Source organism: Escherichia sp. WS1368 (genome assembly GCF_046487485.1).
In the GTDB taxonomy this organism is placed as follows: domain Bacteria; phylum Pseudomonadota; class Gammaproteobacteria; order Enterobacterales; family Enterobacteriaceae; genus Escherichia; species Escherichia coli.
Genome location: NZ_JBJQJI010000013.1, coordinates 111021 through 125109, shown reverse-complemented (window position 1 = coordinate 125109; position 14089 = coordinate 111021). Strand labels below are relative to the sequence as shown.

Genomic DNA, 14089 nt, shown 5'->3' with positions numbered 1-14089 from the left:
TGACGAATGATAAGGTATTCAAGGCAGGGTTAAGACGTAAGATGCGAAAAGCAGCCATGGACAGAAACTATCTGGCGTCAGTCCTTGCGGGGAGCGGGCTTTCGTAATCTTGCCCTGCCTGCTCACCTCCTCCAGGCACTTCCACTACATGATGACCTGCTCGGTGCCACCGCTCCTTTTCACTATGACGTTAACCTCCCTGTCCCAGGACACCATGCTTTTGTCTACATTCTACGCAAACGGCAACTTTTATAACCAGTGTAAAAATAACGTGCCGCAATAGTCATACCTATTAATGGTAAAAAGCTGTCACAATTCATAAAAAACCTTAATATACGCCACCCTAAACATAACCAGCGTTAATGTAAGGTTTTTGTGTGGACTGGCTTCTTGATGTTTTTGCTACCTGGCTCTACGGCTTAAAAGTAATCGCGATAACGTTAGCGGTCATCATGTTCATCAGCGGGCTGGACGATTTTTTTATTGATGTCGTCTACTGGGTACGCCGCATTAAACGCAAGTTGAGTGTTTATCGCCGCTACCCGCGAATGAGTTACCGCGAACTGTATAAACCAGATGAAAAACCGTTAGCGATTATGGTTCCGGCGTGGAATGAAACGGGCGTCATCGGCAATATGGCCGAGCTGGCGGCGACCACGCTCGACTATGAAAACTATCATATCTTTGTTGGCACCTACCCCAACGACCCCGATACTCAGCGTGATGTTGACGAAGTGTGCGCTCGCTTCCCGAATGTGCATAAGGTAGTCTGCGCGCGACCTGGCCCCACCAGCAAAGCCGACTGCCTGAACAACGTGCTGGACGCCATCACCCAGTTTGAGCGTAGCGCCAATTTCGCTTTTGCTGGTTTTATTCTGCATGACGCCGAAGATGTGATTTCACCGATGGAATTGCGTCTGTTCAACTATCTGGTCGAGCGTAAAGATCTGATTCAGATCCCGGTGTATCCGTTCGAACGCGAATGGACGCACTTCACCAGCATGACTTACATTGATGAGTTTTCAGAACTGCATGGCAAAGATGTTCCGGTGCGTGAAGCCCTCGCCGGACAAGTGCCCAGCGCAGGCGTCGGTACCTGTTTCAGCCGCCGCGCCGTGACCGCACTGTTAGCTGACGGTGACGGTATTGCTTTCGACGTGCAGAGTCTTACTGAAGATTACGACATTGGCTTCCGCCTGAAAGAAAAAGGTATGACGGAAATTTTTGTTCGTTTTCCGGTGGTGGACGAAGCCAAAGAACGCGAGCAGCGTAAATTTTTACAGCACGCGCGGACGTCAAACATGATCTGCGTGCGCGAATATTTCCCCGATACCTTTTCGACTGCGGTTCGACAAAAATCTCGCTGGATCATCGGCATTGTTTTCCAGGGCTTTAAAACCCACAAATGGACCTCCAGTCTGACGCTGAACTACTTTCTCTGGCGCGACCGCAAAGGGGCAATCAGTAACTTTGTCAGCTTCCTCGCGATGCTGGTGATGATCCAGCTTTTGCTGTTGCTGGCGTATGAAAGTTTGTGGCCCGATGCCTGGCATTTCCTTTCTATTTTCAGCGGCAGCGCATGGTTAATGACTCTGCTGTGGCTAAACTTTGGCTTGATGATTAACCGCATCGTGCAGCGGGTGATTTTCGTTACTGGCTACTACGGCCTGACGCAGGGGCTGCTATCTGTCCTGCGTCTTTTCTGGGGCAACCTGATTAACTTCATGGCCAACTGGCGCGCGTTAAAACAGGTACTTCAACACGGCGATCCACGTCGTGTCGCGTGGGATAAAACAACGCATGACTTCCCCAGCGTGACTGGCGATACCCGCTCGTTGCGTCCGTTAGGTCAAATCCTGCTGGAAAATCAGGTCATCACTGAAGAACAACTCGATACAGCACTGCGTAATCGCGTCGAAGGTCTACGCCTGGGCGGTTCAATGCTGATGCAGGGGCTGATTAGCGCCGAACAGCTGGCACAGGCGCTGGCAGAGCAAAACGGCGTGGCGTGGGAGTCGATCGACGCCTGGCAGATCCCTTCATCACTGATTGCCGAAATGCCGGCTTCCGTGGCGCTGCATTATGCAGTACTGCCGCTGCGTCTGGAAAATGATGAGTTAATTGTCGGCAGTGAAGATGGTATTGACCCGGTTTCGCTGGCGGCCCTGACGCGTAAAGTCGGACGCAAAGTGCGTTACGTCATTGTTCTGCGGGGACAAATTGTCACGGGGTTACGCCACTGGTATGCGCGCCGACGCGGTCACGATCCGCGGGCAATGTTGTACAATGCGGTTCAGCATCAGTGGCTCACGGAACAGCAGGCCGGTGAAATCTGGCGGCAATATGTGCCGCATCAGTTCCTGTTCGCCGAAATACTGACCACGCTCGGTCATATTAATCGTTCAGCAATTAACGTGTTGTTATTGCGCCATGAACGCAGTTCTCTGCCGCTCGGCAAGTTTTTGGTCACCGAAGGCGTTATCAGCCAGGAAACGTTGGATCGCGTCCTGACAATTCAACGCGAATTACAAGTTTCGATGCAATCACTATTACTCAAAGCAGGTTTAAACACAGAACAGGTTGCGCAACTGGAGTCCGAAAATGAAGGAGAATAACCTTAATCGCGTCATCGGATGGTCTGGTTTACTGCTGACGTCTTTATTGAGTACCAGCGCACTCGCAGACAATATCGGCACCAGCGCAGAAGAGCTGGGGCTGAGCGATTATCGCCATTTTGTTATTTATCCCCGTCTCGACAAGGCGCTGAAGGCACAGAAAAATAACGACGAAGCAACCGCCATCCGCGAATTTGAATATATACACCAGCAGGTGCCGGATAATATTCCGCTAACTTTATACCTTGCTGAAGCCTATCGCCATTTTGGTCATGATGCCCGGGCGCGGCTGTTGCTTGAGGATCAACTGAAACGTCACCCAGGAGATGCCCGACTTGAGCGCAGTCTGGCGGCTATTCCAGTTGAAGTGAAAAGCGTTACGACTGTTGAAGAACTGCTTGCCCAGCAAAAAGCGTGCGATGCTGCGCCGACCCTGCGTTGTCGCAGTGAAGTTGGGCAGAATGCCCTGCGGCTGGCACAATTACCTGTCGCCAGAGCGCAACTGAACGATGCGACGTTTGCTGCATCGCCGGAAGGAAAAACGCTGCGAACCGATCTGCTGCAACGGGCAATCTACCTGAAGCAATGGTCCCAGGCAGATACGCTATACAATGAAGCACGCCAGCAGAACACATTAAGCGCGGCAGAACGCCGCCAGTGGTTTGATGTGCTTCTTGCCGGGCAGCTGGACGATCGGATCCTGGCGCTGCAATCACAGGGGATCTTCACCGATCCTCAGTCATATATTACTTACGCGACCGCGCTGGCTTATCGTGGCGAAAAAGCGCGCCTCCAGCATTATCTCATTGAAAATAAGCCGCTGTTTACCACGGACGCACAAGAGAAAAGTTGGCTCTATCTGATATCTAAATACAGCGCCAACCCCGTTCAGGCGTTGGCGAATTATACGGTACAGTTTGCCGATAACCGCCAGTATGTTGTTGGCGCGACGCTACCGGTGCTGTTAAAAGAAGGTCAGTACGACGCAGCGCAAAAACTGCTCGCCACCCTCCCCGCCAATGAAATGCTTGAGGAGCGTTATACCGTTAGCGTAGCGACCCATAACAAGGCTGAAGCTCTGCGTCTGGCACGATTGCTGTATCAGCAAGAACCGGCAAATCTTACCCGCCTGGATCAACTGACCTGGCAACTGATGCAGAACGAGCAGTCACGCGAAGCTGCCGATTTATTGCTGCAACGCTATCCTTTCCAGGGCGATGCGCGTGTCAGCCAGACGTTAATGGCGCGACTGGCGTCTCTGCTGGAAAGTCATCCTTACCTGGCAACGCCGGCGAAGGTGGCGATTTTATCGAAACCCTTACCGCTGGCGGAGCAACGTCAGTGGCAAAGTCAGTTGCCGGGTATTGCAGATAATTGCCCGGCTATAGTTCGCTTGCTGGGCGATATGTCGCCTTCCTACGATGCCGCCGCCTGGAACCGTCTGGCAAAGTGTTATCGGGACACGCTACCCGGTGTGGCGTTGTATGCATGGCTTCAGGCCGAACAACGACAACCGAACGCCTGGCAACATCGTGCGGTAGCCTATCAGGCGTATCAGGTTGAGGACTACGCCACCGCACTGGCGGCCTGGCAGAAAATCAGTCTTCACGACATGAGCAATGAGGATCTGCTTGCTGCTGCCAATACCGCCCAGGCGGCAGGAAATGGTGCGGCTCGCGATCGCTGGCTTCAGCAGGCAGAACAACGTGGGCTGGGAAACAATGCCCTCTACTGGTGGCTGCATGCGCAACGTTACATTCCTGGTCAGCCGGAACTCGCACTGAACGATCTCACGCGCTCAATCAATATTGCGCCTTCTGCCAACGCTTACGTTGCGCGGGCGACAATTTATCGCCAACGTCATAATGTCCCGGCGGCGGTGAGTGATTTGCGCGCCGCGCTGGAACTGGAACCGAATAATAGCAACACCCAGGCAGCGCTCGGTTACGCCTTGTGGGATAGCGGTGATATCGCACAGTCGCGGGAAATGCTCGAACAGGCGCATAAAGGGCTACCGGACGATCCGGCACTTATCCGACAACTGGCCTACGTGAACCAGCGTCTGGATGACATGCCTGCGACGCAGCACTACGCCCGGCTGGTGATTGATGACATTGATAATCAGGCGCTGATAACCCCACTGACCCCAGAGCAAAATCAGCAACGCTTCAATTTCCGCCGTCTGCATGAGGAGGTCGGTCGCCGCTGGACGTTCAGTTTCGATTCTTCTATCGGCTTGCGTTCCGGCGCAATGAGTACCGCTAACAATAATGTCGGCGGCGCAGCGCCAGGGAAAAGCTATCGTAGCTACGGGCAACTGGAAGCCGAGTACCGCATCGGACGCAATATGCTGCTGGAAGGCGACCTGCTCTCGGTTTACAGCCGTGTATTTGCCGATACTGGAGAAAACGGGGTGATGATGCCGGTGAAAAATCCGATGTCCGGCACCGGTCTGCGCTGGAAGCCGCTGCGCGATCAGATCTTTTTCCTCGCCGTCGAACAGCAGTTGCCGCTGAACGGGCAAAATGGCGCATCCGATACCATGCTGCGCGCCAGCGCCTCATTCTTTAATGGCGGCAAATACAGCGACGAATGGCACCCGAACGGTTCAGGCTGGTTTGCCCAAAACCTGTACCTCGATGCAGCGCAATATATCCGCCAGGATATTCAGGCGTGGACGGCAGATTATCGCGTCAGCTGGCATCAGAAGGTAGCTAACGGACAGACTATTGAGCCTTACGCTCACGTTCAGGACAACGGCTATCGTGATAAAGGCACTCAGGGCGCGCAGCTTGGCGGTGTCGGGGTCCGCTGGAATATCTGGACCGGCGAGACGCACTACGACGCCTGGCCGCACAAAGTCAGTCTCGGCGTCGAGTATCAACATACCTTTAAGGCGATTAATCAACGTAACGGAGAGCGCAACAATGCGTTTCTCACCATTGGAGTGCACTGGTAAATGCGTAAGTTCATTTTCGTATTGCTGACACTGCTTTTGGTCAGCCCTTTTTCCTTTGCGATGAAAGGTATTATCTGGCAACCACAAAACCGTGATAGTCAGGTTACCGATACCCAGTGGCAGGGGCTGATGAGTCAGTTACGTTTGCAAGGCTTCGATACCCTGGTTTTGCAATGGACTCGTTACGGCGATGCATTCACCCAGCCAGAACAGCGCGCGTTATTGTTTAAGCGTGCCGCAGCTGCGCAACAGGCTGGCCTGAAGCTGATTGTCGGGCTGAATGCCGATCCGGAATTTTTTATGCACCAGAAACAGTCATCCGCGGCGCTGGAAAGCTATCTTAATCGCCTGCTGGCTGCCGATCTCCAGCAAGCCAGATTATGGAGCGCCGTACCTGGCGTAACGCCGGATGGCTGGTACATCAGCGCGGAAATTGACGACCTGAACTGGCGCAGCGAAGCCGCCCGTCAGCCTTTGCTGACATGGTTAAACAACGCGCAGCGGTTGATTAGCGATGTTTCAGCAAAACCGGTTTATATCAGTAGTTTTTTCGCCGGAAACATGTCGCCCGATGGCTATCGCCAACTGCTGGAACACGTTAAAGCAACCGGCGTTAATGTCTGGGTACAGGATGGCAGCGGCGTGGATAAACTTACCGCTGAACAGCGTGAACGTTATCTACAGGCCAGCGCCGATTGCCAAAGTTCCGCCCCTGCCAGCGGCATTGTTTATGAACTGTTTGTCGCCGGCAAAGGCAAAACCTTTACAGCGAAACCGAAACCGGATGCAGAGATCGCCTCGCTGTTAGCGAAACGTTCCTCTTGCGGTAAAGACACGCTCTATTTCTCTCTGCGCTATTTGCCCGTCGCGCACGGCATTCTCGAGTATTAAATCTCCTTCAGGTAAGTCGGGTACGACCTGGCTTACCTCTTTCGCTCTCGTCAGAATTCCATCAAGATTAATTGCTAAAAAGCGTGCTAAAGAAAGAAGATCGTTATCGGCGAACGGGCCGATCACTCATGCAGGAAGCATAGATCCTTTGAGCGGAGTTTCTGATATCTGAGGAGTGCGAAATGCAATTGAGCAGCAGTGAACCTTGCGTGGTGATCCTGACCGAAAAAGAGGTAGAGGTAAGCGTCAATAACCATGCCACGTTTACCCTTCCGAAAAATTACCTGGCCGCCTTCGCGTGCAACAATAACGTCATTGAACTCTCAACGTTAAATCACGTATTAATCACCCACATCAACCGCAACATCATCAACGATTATCTGTTGTTTTTAAATAAGAACTTAACCTGTGTAAAGCCCTGGTCGCGGCTGGCAACCCCGGTTATCGCTTGTCATAGCCGTACACCGGAAGTGTTCCGGCTAGCCGCCAACCACAGCAAGCAGCAACCCAGCAAACCCTGCGAAGCGGAGTTGACGCGCGCATTGCTTTTTACCGTATTGTCTAACTTTCTTGAGCAATCGCGGTTTATTGCCCTACTGATGTATATCTTACGCAGCAGCGTCCGCGACAGCGTCTGCCGCATTATTCAAAGCGATATTCAGCATTACTGGAATCTGCGAATTGTCGCCAGTTCGCTATGTTTAAGCCCCAGCCTGCTCAAAAAGAAATTAAAAAACGAAAATACCAGCTATAGCCAGATTGTCACAGAGTGTCGTATGCGTTACGCCGTACAGATGTTATTGATGGATAACAAAAATATCACTCAGGTAGCGCAATTATGTGGCTATAGCAGCACGTCGTACTTTATCTCTGTTTTTAAGGCGTTTTACGGCCTGACACCGTTGAATTATCTCGCCAAACAGCGACAAAAAGTGATGTGGTGAAGGGCAAAGCGGAAACGGATAAGACGGGGATAAATGAAGAAGAAATGGCGCGCCCTGCAGGATTCGAACCTGCGGCCCACGACTTAGAAGGTCGTTGCTCTATCCAACTGAGCTAAGGGCGCGTTGATACCGCAATGCGGTGTAATCGCGTGAATTATACGGTCAACCCTTGCTGAGTCAATGGCTTTTGATCTGGTTGCTGAACAAGTGAACGACCGCGTCTGATTTTCTGATTTATTTCGCTATAGCGGCAAACAAACGCACATCGCTGCGCGTCTGAATCAAGAAAACCCGTATTTTCATGTATCAAAGTACAATTTCCCGCCCTAACGGAAAATTGTCCGATCCAATGAGACTGGTAACTATGAAACCAACGTCGGTGATCATTATGGATACTCATCCTATCATCAGAATGTCTATTGAAGTTCTGTTGCAAAAAAACAATGAATTGCAAATTGTCCTGAAAACGGATGATTATCGCATAACCATCGATTATCTCCGAACCCGTCCTGTTGATTTAATCATTATGGATATAGACTTGCCCGGAACAGACGGTTTTACCTTCCTGAAAAGGATCAAACAAATCCAGAGCACAGTGAAAGTATTATTTTTATCATCGAAATCAGAATGCTTTTATGCTGGCAGAGCGATACAAGCTGGTGCTAACGGTTTTGTCAGTAAATGCAATGATCAAAATGATATTTTTCACGCCGTTCAGATGATCCTCTCCGGATACACTTTTTTCCCCAGCGAAACGCTCAACTATATAAAAAGCAATAAATGCAGTACGAATAGTTCAACGGTCACGGTGCTATCTAATCGTGAAGTGACCATATTACGTTATCTGGTTAGCGGATTATCCAATAAAGAAATTGCCGATAAGTTATTACTTAGCAATAAAACAGTTAGTGCGCATAAATCTAATATTTATGGCAAGCTAGGTTTGCATTCAATTGTAGAGCTTATCGACTATGCCAAATTATATGAATTAATATAATATTAATTATAATTGATCATAAATATCGCATCCGCTTTCGCCACACCTGGCTGAACACCGCTGGCTAACGCTCGATAATTGGCAAAAAAGTTTAGTGTGACATTGCCATTTGCATCTACTTCCTCAGTCGGGCTCGCCTCCCCCAGTGCGAGCCGGGAGCGATCGCTATTACGTAATTCGATGGCGACGGTTTGTGCCATTGCGGGATCATCCAGAGCCAGCAGGTTGGCATCAGATGCCGGCGTTCCCGTAAATAAAATCGCAACTGAACCCGGAGGACATCCCTCCAGCCGCAGGCTAAAAGGGACGAGTGCCGTGGTATCGCCAGCGCTCAGTAATTGTGTCGTAGGCCATCTGCCTAAATCTACCGTCTTATCCTTATCCGCTGTGTTTACGGTACAGGAGAAATCAACAACGTTACCGTGCAAATTGATATTAATCGTTCCTAAAGGGTCAACTGCCCATCCACTGGAACTCCACAGTAGCCCGCAGAAACAGCTAAAGAGTACTCTTCTCATTCTCCGTACCTCATTGATAATCGACGCGTAAATACCCCAGCGCGCTAAACGGCCCTTCGGTCGGTTTTTGACCGGTAATACTGATAGGCCAGGCGCGAAGTGTGACATTGGCTGCCGCAGCTGCATCCAGACGGAAAGGAATAACGCTATTGAGATCGTTAGGCGTGATCGGCGTATCGTTCTGATCGGCCACAATAAAACCTAAATCCTGATTGTCCGACACCATCGCCTGACCAGAAACGGCACTGGCTTCCAGACGCATTGTTAAATAAGCCTGCGCAGCAACATTCGTACATTTGATCGCAATGCTCTTGGTTTGCGGCATGACACCAGCTGGTCGATTCCCCGGCCCTGCCGCACTAAATAACGATGCGCCGATATCACCAAAATCAAATTCAACAATTTGCCCGGCATTTAATTCGCAGTTTTGCGGTACTTCAACCCGGCCACCAAAACTAATGGTATAAACAGGTGTAACCAACGGATCGTTAGGCGTTGATGTCACATACACGGTAAACATCACCTGTCTGGGGATCTCCACCATGTTAATAAAGGGACGAATAACCTTTAAACGAAATATCAAACGAGAATCCATCACCCCGAACGGAAGGTTTTGCGAAACGTTAGGATCTGTTCCCATACGGATATAATTTTGCGGGGGAAACTGAATATCCATCACGCTATCAACCAGACTCATCGCGCCTAATAGATAATCATTTAATTTCATATATTTATAATTATCGATAGTTTCCTGAACAATAAAGTTGGTGACATAACTACGGTATGTATAATTCACCAGCGTGCCGGGTGGACAAATTGCTGACACACCTACCCAGCCGGATTTTTCCGGTAAAACAACAATCTGGCCTGGCTGGTTATTGGTGCTATTAAAGACATTTGAGAGATCATAGTGTTCATCTTCTGCTACGCCAGTACTATTTGCACAAACAGTAGCCCAGGATATGTTTGTTAACCACAAACATGCCATCGCCAATAATAATCTGCAGATTATCTTCATTGATAATTTCCTTTATGAGCCAGGATGTGTGCAAACTGCCGAAATAACAGTGACGGCTTGCTGTAAGCTTTGCTTCGGCAATACATAGTGCGCAATGCAGCGTGAGTTCGCGCCGTCTCCCCACTGAACCAGTAATTCACCAGACAATGGCGCACCACTTAAATAAACTTGCCCGTCATCACCCACCATACTGGTTATTCCGGTACTGTTTTCCCGTACCAGTGATCCAAACGGCACCGGTTTTCCGCCCTGGGTAACGGTAATGAGCGCCCGCACGCCTATGCGGGTATCAAAATTGGCACGAACCAACGCGCCTTGCGTCGGCACAACGCTGCTAATATTTTTTTCAACATCGATGGAATTCCCCATCGTATTGGTATCAAGCGCGATACGGTTATACCGATAAACCGTGGCATACGGCATCACCGCATAGCCGCGCCAGTCGGTTAAAATTCCAGTTTGATTTTCAATGCGTACACCGCCTGCGCCAGGCGCTTTAATCAAAACATTGGTATCCCCTAAAGGCTGGCTCAGCGTTATACCATTTTCATGCCCGACCACACCGCCAGACAGCTGCCAGTTAACGTCATGTTGATCGCGGTCGTAGTTATACCCGACCCCCAGCGTACCGTAAGCGGCCTGCCAGTTTGCCGTGGCGCTGCCCGTGTACCCATTATTCGAGGTATCGCCCTGGCTTACGTGATAACTCAGGTTGTGGCCTTCCAGTAAGGTCCCACCAACGCCTGCCAGCCAGCTATTTTGACCGTTGCTGTTACGGTTGGCGTTAAAGGAGGCATAAGCGCGATCGAGCGCATTTTCCCGGGTGTAGCGACGTTTGGTCAGGACATTGAAAGGCACTGAAACATTAAGTCCGACAATACGTTCGTTATCGGGGATCCCTACAGATTCATTCCACGAAAATGAGAGTGAGTAACTGATGCCAACCCAGCTGCTGGTATACCCCACCTGATACCACGTATCTGAATCCGAAGTATTCCAGTATTTTTGATGGGTACCAGAAATATAAAGCGAGCCAAAGTCATTAAGTGATTGTGAAATATTTAACTGCAAACGGTCTTTACGGCTAAAGCGTAAATTGTGGTAATTCACGATTATCGGTTCATCGCGATGCTCACCGTCATAATCGTAATCATATTCGTACCCCTCCATACGACGATACGCAACATCATCAAGGGTATAAAAACCTTGTGTCGAATAGCGGTAACCCATTAACTGAAAATTGGTGCCGAAAGTGTTCATTGATTTCGCATAGAGGAAGCGAATGGAATCCCCCTCATGACGACTGTCGTCGGCTAACTGACTGCGCGCATGCGTTACATCCAGCGACACTGCGCCCCAGTTCCCGAGGTTGCGCCCCAACCCTAACAAAAAGGCGGTGTAATTTGCAGATAATTGCGTCCCGCCGTAGGCAGTAAATTCCTGTGGTAAACCGCCGAGTGCCGTGCCCTGAAAAAAGAAAGGCGACGATTGCTGACTATTACCGCTACGAAAATCACCCGCCGTCAGGTCAAATTTGAAACGCCCTTCGCGTTGTAAAATTGGCACTGTTGAATACGGAATAGTGTAATTCTGCTGATTACCATCGCGCTCGTCGATGGTGACGTCCAGATCGCCATTTGAAGATGTCGGGTGTAAATCTGTAATTTCAAAAGCGCCGGGGGAAACATAGCTTTGATAGATAATAAAACCATTTTGCCGAATCGTTAGCTGGGCCGCCGTACGGGCAATCCCACGTACCGTTGGAGCAAACCCCTGCTGGCTATCAGGATACATATTATCGGAAGAATAAAGCCGTACACCACGAAATCCAACGCCATCGAAAATATCACTCCCTGTATTACCGTCTCCCATTACCAGTTCACTTTTCAGCGGAATAATGGCGCGCTGTACCCAGGTGCCAATATTATTCCACTGTTCTGAATGATATCCATTTCCGCGAAAATAATTCCAGGAACTATTGTTGCGTAAACGCCACGGGCCAATATTAATCCCGCTGAGTTCACTAAAAAAATAGCTATCGTTACCATTACCTCTGTTACCGGTGAAATTATAATTCAGGAGTAAAGCAGGAATACCTTCATCCCACTCTTCAGGCGGAATGTAACCGTGAGCGCTACTCAACAACGCTATCTGAGGAATAGTGATGTTCAGGCGCATCGCTGCAAAATCAAAGTTAATTGTGGCATCAGGTACAGCTTTCAGTAAATTAATGCATTTATTATTTTGCTGCTGGGCTAACTCGGGGAATGCACTGCTATTAAGGCCAATTCGTTCAAGGAGTGCCTGATTAAAACAAGGCATTAACCCACCTGATTTATCACCTGTATTTACTGTCGTCGATTCAAATACGATATCCTGTGAACCAATGAACTCATCATTACGCCAGAGATCCACCCGATACACGCCCGCAGGTTGATGATTACCTCTCTCAAAGCGCGATAAATCAGCAACGGATGTGCCATTCTCTAATAAAAATGCCGGGTTGAAATAACTTTCCGCATAGCTTAAAAAGGAGGGTAAAATGGCAAGAGATGAATAACAAATTCCGGCCAGACACCAGGTATACCTCTGCGGAATATCCGTAGTAGTGGGTATTTTCATAATTAGCTCTGATATTGTCAGATGATTCGGTTAGTTTAAGTTCACTTCTCTGACCGGGGTTACTGAACCATAATCATTAACGGTCTGAAATTTCAGCTTTCCCTGCACTCCTGAGGGTAAGGGAATTTGTGAATTAACTCTGGGTGCAGCCATAGCATTCCCCAGTTTTTGGCTGCCCACTTGCAAGTTAACCAGGGTGACATAAAAAGGTGATGGATTATGAACATTGATATAGTTACCGGATCGCGAAAACTTGAGTGTGTCCGGCGCTTCTGCGGGTAATTCTTGTAATTGAATTGGACGGAGAAATAATTTCATGCGCGATAAAATCGCCAGTTGCAAAACATTCCTGCCGTTCAATGCATTTTTATCTACCGAAGGGATCGTCTTAACATTCATCCAGAACAGAGACTCACGATCTGCCGCCAGCGGTGGACCGGTGTAAATAATACGCAAAGTATTTTCGCTTTTGGGTTCACTAACAAACAGTGGCGGTGTAATGATGAATGACTTTTCTTTTACACCGCTGCTGTTTTCAATCCACGAATTGACCAGAAAGCGCTCATTGGTATGGCTATTTCTAATCCATACCGCAGTCTGTTTAGCATCAGCGGGATAAATAATACGCGTGGCACCTAATGCGATCCCTCCGGCAGCATGGGCGCTGGCCGAAATGATTAAATAAAATATAATGAGCATCAATAACTTTATTTTAGTCATCATAGTTAATACGCCTTGTGTATTCCTGACGGCAAAAATAAGGAGTATAAAGAAATGATTGCTTTGGTTTCTTACAACACATCATTCCCTTTTCATTTAATAAAGCGGCATGATACAAAGTGAATATGATTTCGATTTACATTGCCACCATACCGCTTCAGACAACCGGTACATTACTTTGTTATAAGACGTGATATATAATTCAAAACAACGTGGTTTTGATTATTCGTATCTCATAATAAAAGTCGCGTCAGCATTTGCTTGCCCTGCTGATGCACTTGTACCGGTGCCTTTATAACGTGCAGAAAAATGAAGAACGTTGGTCCCGGGGATCAAGTTCTGGTTGGTTGAGAAGCTATTCCCATCAGGTTTGAGAATTGCGGATGTATTATCAAGTATTTCAATACCGACACCCGTTGCTGTTGTTGTATTAGTACTGGATGCAATGGCCAATAAATTATCATTGATTGCATCCGCCTGACCAGAAAATGCAACGGCAGCATTAGCGGCAACGACAGGATCGCAGTCGTTCAACTGTATAGTGAATGGAATTAATGCAGAGGTATTACCAACAGCATTGAAAATATCGGTACGATATTGACCGAGTGTGACAACCTGGTCTGCCGAGTCAGTATTCACTGAACAGGCAGCATTCACCAGTTCGCCTTCAAAGTGAATTGTACCGCCATCTACAACGGCAGCATAACTACCCGTAGCGGCGAATAGTGCGGCGGCCAGCGCAGACGAAATAAATCTTAATTTCATATATATTCCTTCAATCTCATTTATCGACTCCACATCCGTA

Annotated in this window: 11 protein-coding genes and 1 tRNA gene; 6 read left to right on the top strand and 6 right to left on the bottom strand. The window is 48.9% G+C overall.

Features of this window, described 5'->3' with window-relative positions; all coding sequences use genetic code 11:
* From ACJHYD_RS19240 to envY, 5 genes are all read left to right on the top strand, one after another.
* Nucleotides 1–107: ISAs1 family transposase (locus tag ACJHYD_RS19240; protein ID WP_032151653.1), on the top strand; the 107-nt coding region annotated here is incomplete at its 5' end.
* Between the two features lie 270 nt (nucleotides 108–377).
* Nucleotides 378–2615, top strand: a complete 2238-nt coding sequence (gene nrfB / locus ACJHYD_RS19235; RefSeq protein WP_000383920.1) for a cyclic di-3',5'-guanylate-activated glycosyltransferase NrfB — start codon at nucleotides 378–380, stop codon at nucleotides 2613–2615.
* The gene (gene nfrA, locus ACJHYD_RS19230) at nucleotides 2602–5574 is read left to right on the top strand and encodes a bacteriophage adsorption protein NfrA (protein WP_001550767.1); all 2973 of its coding nucleotides are present in this window, start codon (nucleotides 2602–2604) and stop codon (nucleotides 5572–5574) included. The genes nrfB and nfrA overlap by 14 nt, the downstream gene beginning before the upstream one ends.
* The gene (locus ACJHYD_RS19225) at nucleotides 5575–6465 is read left to right on the top strand and encodes a DUF4434 family protein (protein WP_001224581.1); all 891 of its coding nucleotides are present in this window, start codon (nucleotides 5575–5577) and stop codon (nucleotides 6463–6465) included.
* A 182-nt stretch (nucleotides 6466–6647) separates the two neighbouring features.
* The gene (gene envY / locus ACJHYD_RS19220) at nucleotides 6648–7409 is read left to right on the top strand and encodes a DNA-binding transcriptional regulator EnvY (RefSeq protein WP_001177464.1); all 762 of its coding nucleotides are present in this window, start codon (nucleotides 6648–6650) and stop codon (nucleotides 7407–7409) included.
* 45 nt (nucleotides 7410–7454) lie between these two features.
* Here the strand turns inward: envY and ACJHYD_RS19215 are convergent.
* Nucleotides 7455–7531: transfer RNA gene (locus ACJHYD_RS19215), tRNA-Arg, on the bottom strand.
* Between the two features lie 242 nt (nucleotides 7532–7773).
* Between ACJHYD_RS19215 and fimZ the strand changes: the two genes are divergently transcribed.
* Nucleotides 7774–8406 carry a fimbria biosynthesis transcriptional regulator FimZ gene (gene fimZ / locus ACJHYD_RS19210; protein WP_000805414.1) on the top strand — a complete coding sequence of 211 codons (633 nt, stop codon included), beginning with the start codon at nucleotides 7774–7776 and terminating at the stop codon, nucleotides 8404–8406.
* A gap of 2 nt (nucleotides 8407–8408) precedes the next feature.
* Here fimZ and sfmF read toward each other — a convergent pair whose 3' ends face one another.
* From sfmF to fimA, 5 genes are all read right to left on the bottom strand, one after another.
* Entirely contained in the window at nucleotides 8409–8924 is a 516-nt protein-coding gene (gene sfmF, locus ACJHYD_RS19205) for a fimbria assembly protein (protein ID WP_001255233.1), read from the bottom strand.
* A 10-nt stretch (nucleotides 8925–8934) separates the two neighbouring features.
* Nucleotides 8935–9942: a type 1 fimbria D-mannose specific adhesin FimH gene (gene fimH / locus ACJHYD_RS19200; RefSeq protein ID WP_001550766.1), complete on the bottom strand. Its 1008-nt coding sequence runs from the start codon at nucleotides 9940–9942 to the stop codon at nucleotides 8935–8937.
* Nucleotides 9943–9954: 12 nt separating this feature from the next.
* Entirely contained in the window at nucleotides 9955–12564 is a 2610-nt protein-coding gene (locus tag ACJHYD_RS19195) for a fimbrial biogenesis usher protein (RefSeq protein ID WP_001550764.1), read from the bottom strand.
* A 30-nt stretch (nucleotides 12565–12594) separates the two neighbouring features.
* Nucleotides 12595–13287 carry a type 1 fimbria chaperone FimC gene (gene fimC, locus ACJHYD_RS19190; protein ID WP_000988364.1) on the bottom strand — a complete coding sequence of 231 codons (693 nt, stop codon included), beginning with the start codon at nucleotides 13285–13287 and terminating at the stop codon, nucleotides 12595–12597.
* Between the two features lie 219 nt (nucleotides 13288–13506).
* On the bottom strand, nucleotides 13507–14049 hold the full coding sequence (gene fimA, locus ACJHYD_RS19185; RefSeq protein ID WP_000776555.1) for a type 1 fimbrial major subunit FimA: 543 nt from the start codon (nucleotides 14047–14049) through the stop codon (nucleotides 13507–13509).
* Between the last annotated feature and the right edge of the window lie 40 nt (nucleotides 14050–14089).

What these genes read in the sequence shown, in the direction of transcription:
- nfrA (WP_001550767.1), top strand. Translation starts at nt 2,602, where the DNA reads ATGAAGGAGAATAACCTTAATCGCGTCATCGGATGGTCTGGTTTACTG.
- ACJHYD_RS19225 (WP_001224581.1), top strand. Translation starts at nt 5,575, where the DNA reads ATGCGTAAGTTCATTTTCGTATTGCTGACACTGCTTTTGGTCAGCCCT.
- envY (WP_001177464.1), top strand. Translation starts at nt 6,648, where the DNA reads ATGCAATTGAGCAGCAGTGAACCTTGCGTGGTGATCCTGACCGAAAAA.
- fimZ (WP_000805414.1), top strand. Translation starts at nt 7,774, where the DNA reads ATGAAACCAACGTCGGTGATCATTATGGATACTCATCCTATCATCAGA.
- sfmF (WP_001255233.1), bottom strand. Translation starts at nt 8,924, where the DNA reads ATGAGAAGAGTACTCTTTAGCTGTTTCTGCGGGCTACTGTGGAGTTCC.
- fimH (WP_001550766.1), bottom strand. Translation starts at nt 9,942, where the DNA reads ATGAAGATAATCTGCAGATTATTATTGGCGATGGCATGTTTGTGGTTA.
- ACJHYD_RS19195 (WP_001550764.1), bottom strand. Translation starts at nt 12,564, where the DNA reads ATGAAAATACCCACTACTACGGATATTCCGCAGAGGTATACCTGGTGT.
- fimC (WP_000988364.1), bottom strand. Translation starts at nt 13,287, where the DNA reads ATGATGACTAAAATAAAGTTATTGATGCTCATTATATTTTATTTAATC.
- fimA (WP_000776555.1), bottom strand. Translation starts at nt 14,049, where the DNA reads ATGAAATTAAGATTTATTTCGTCTGCGCTGGCCGCCGCACTATTCGCC.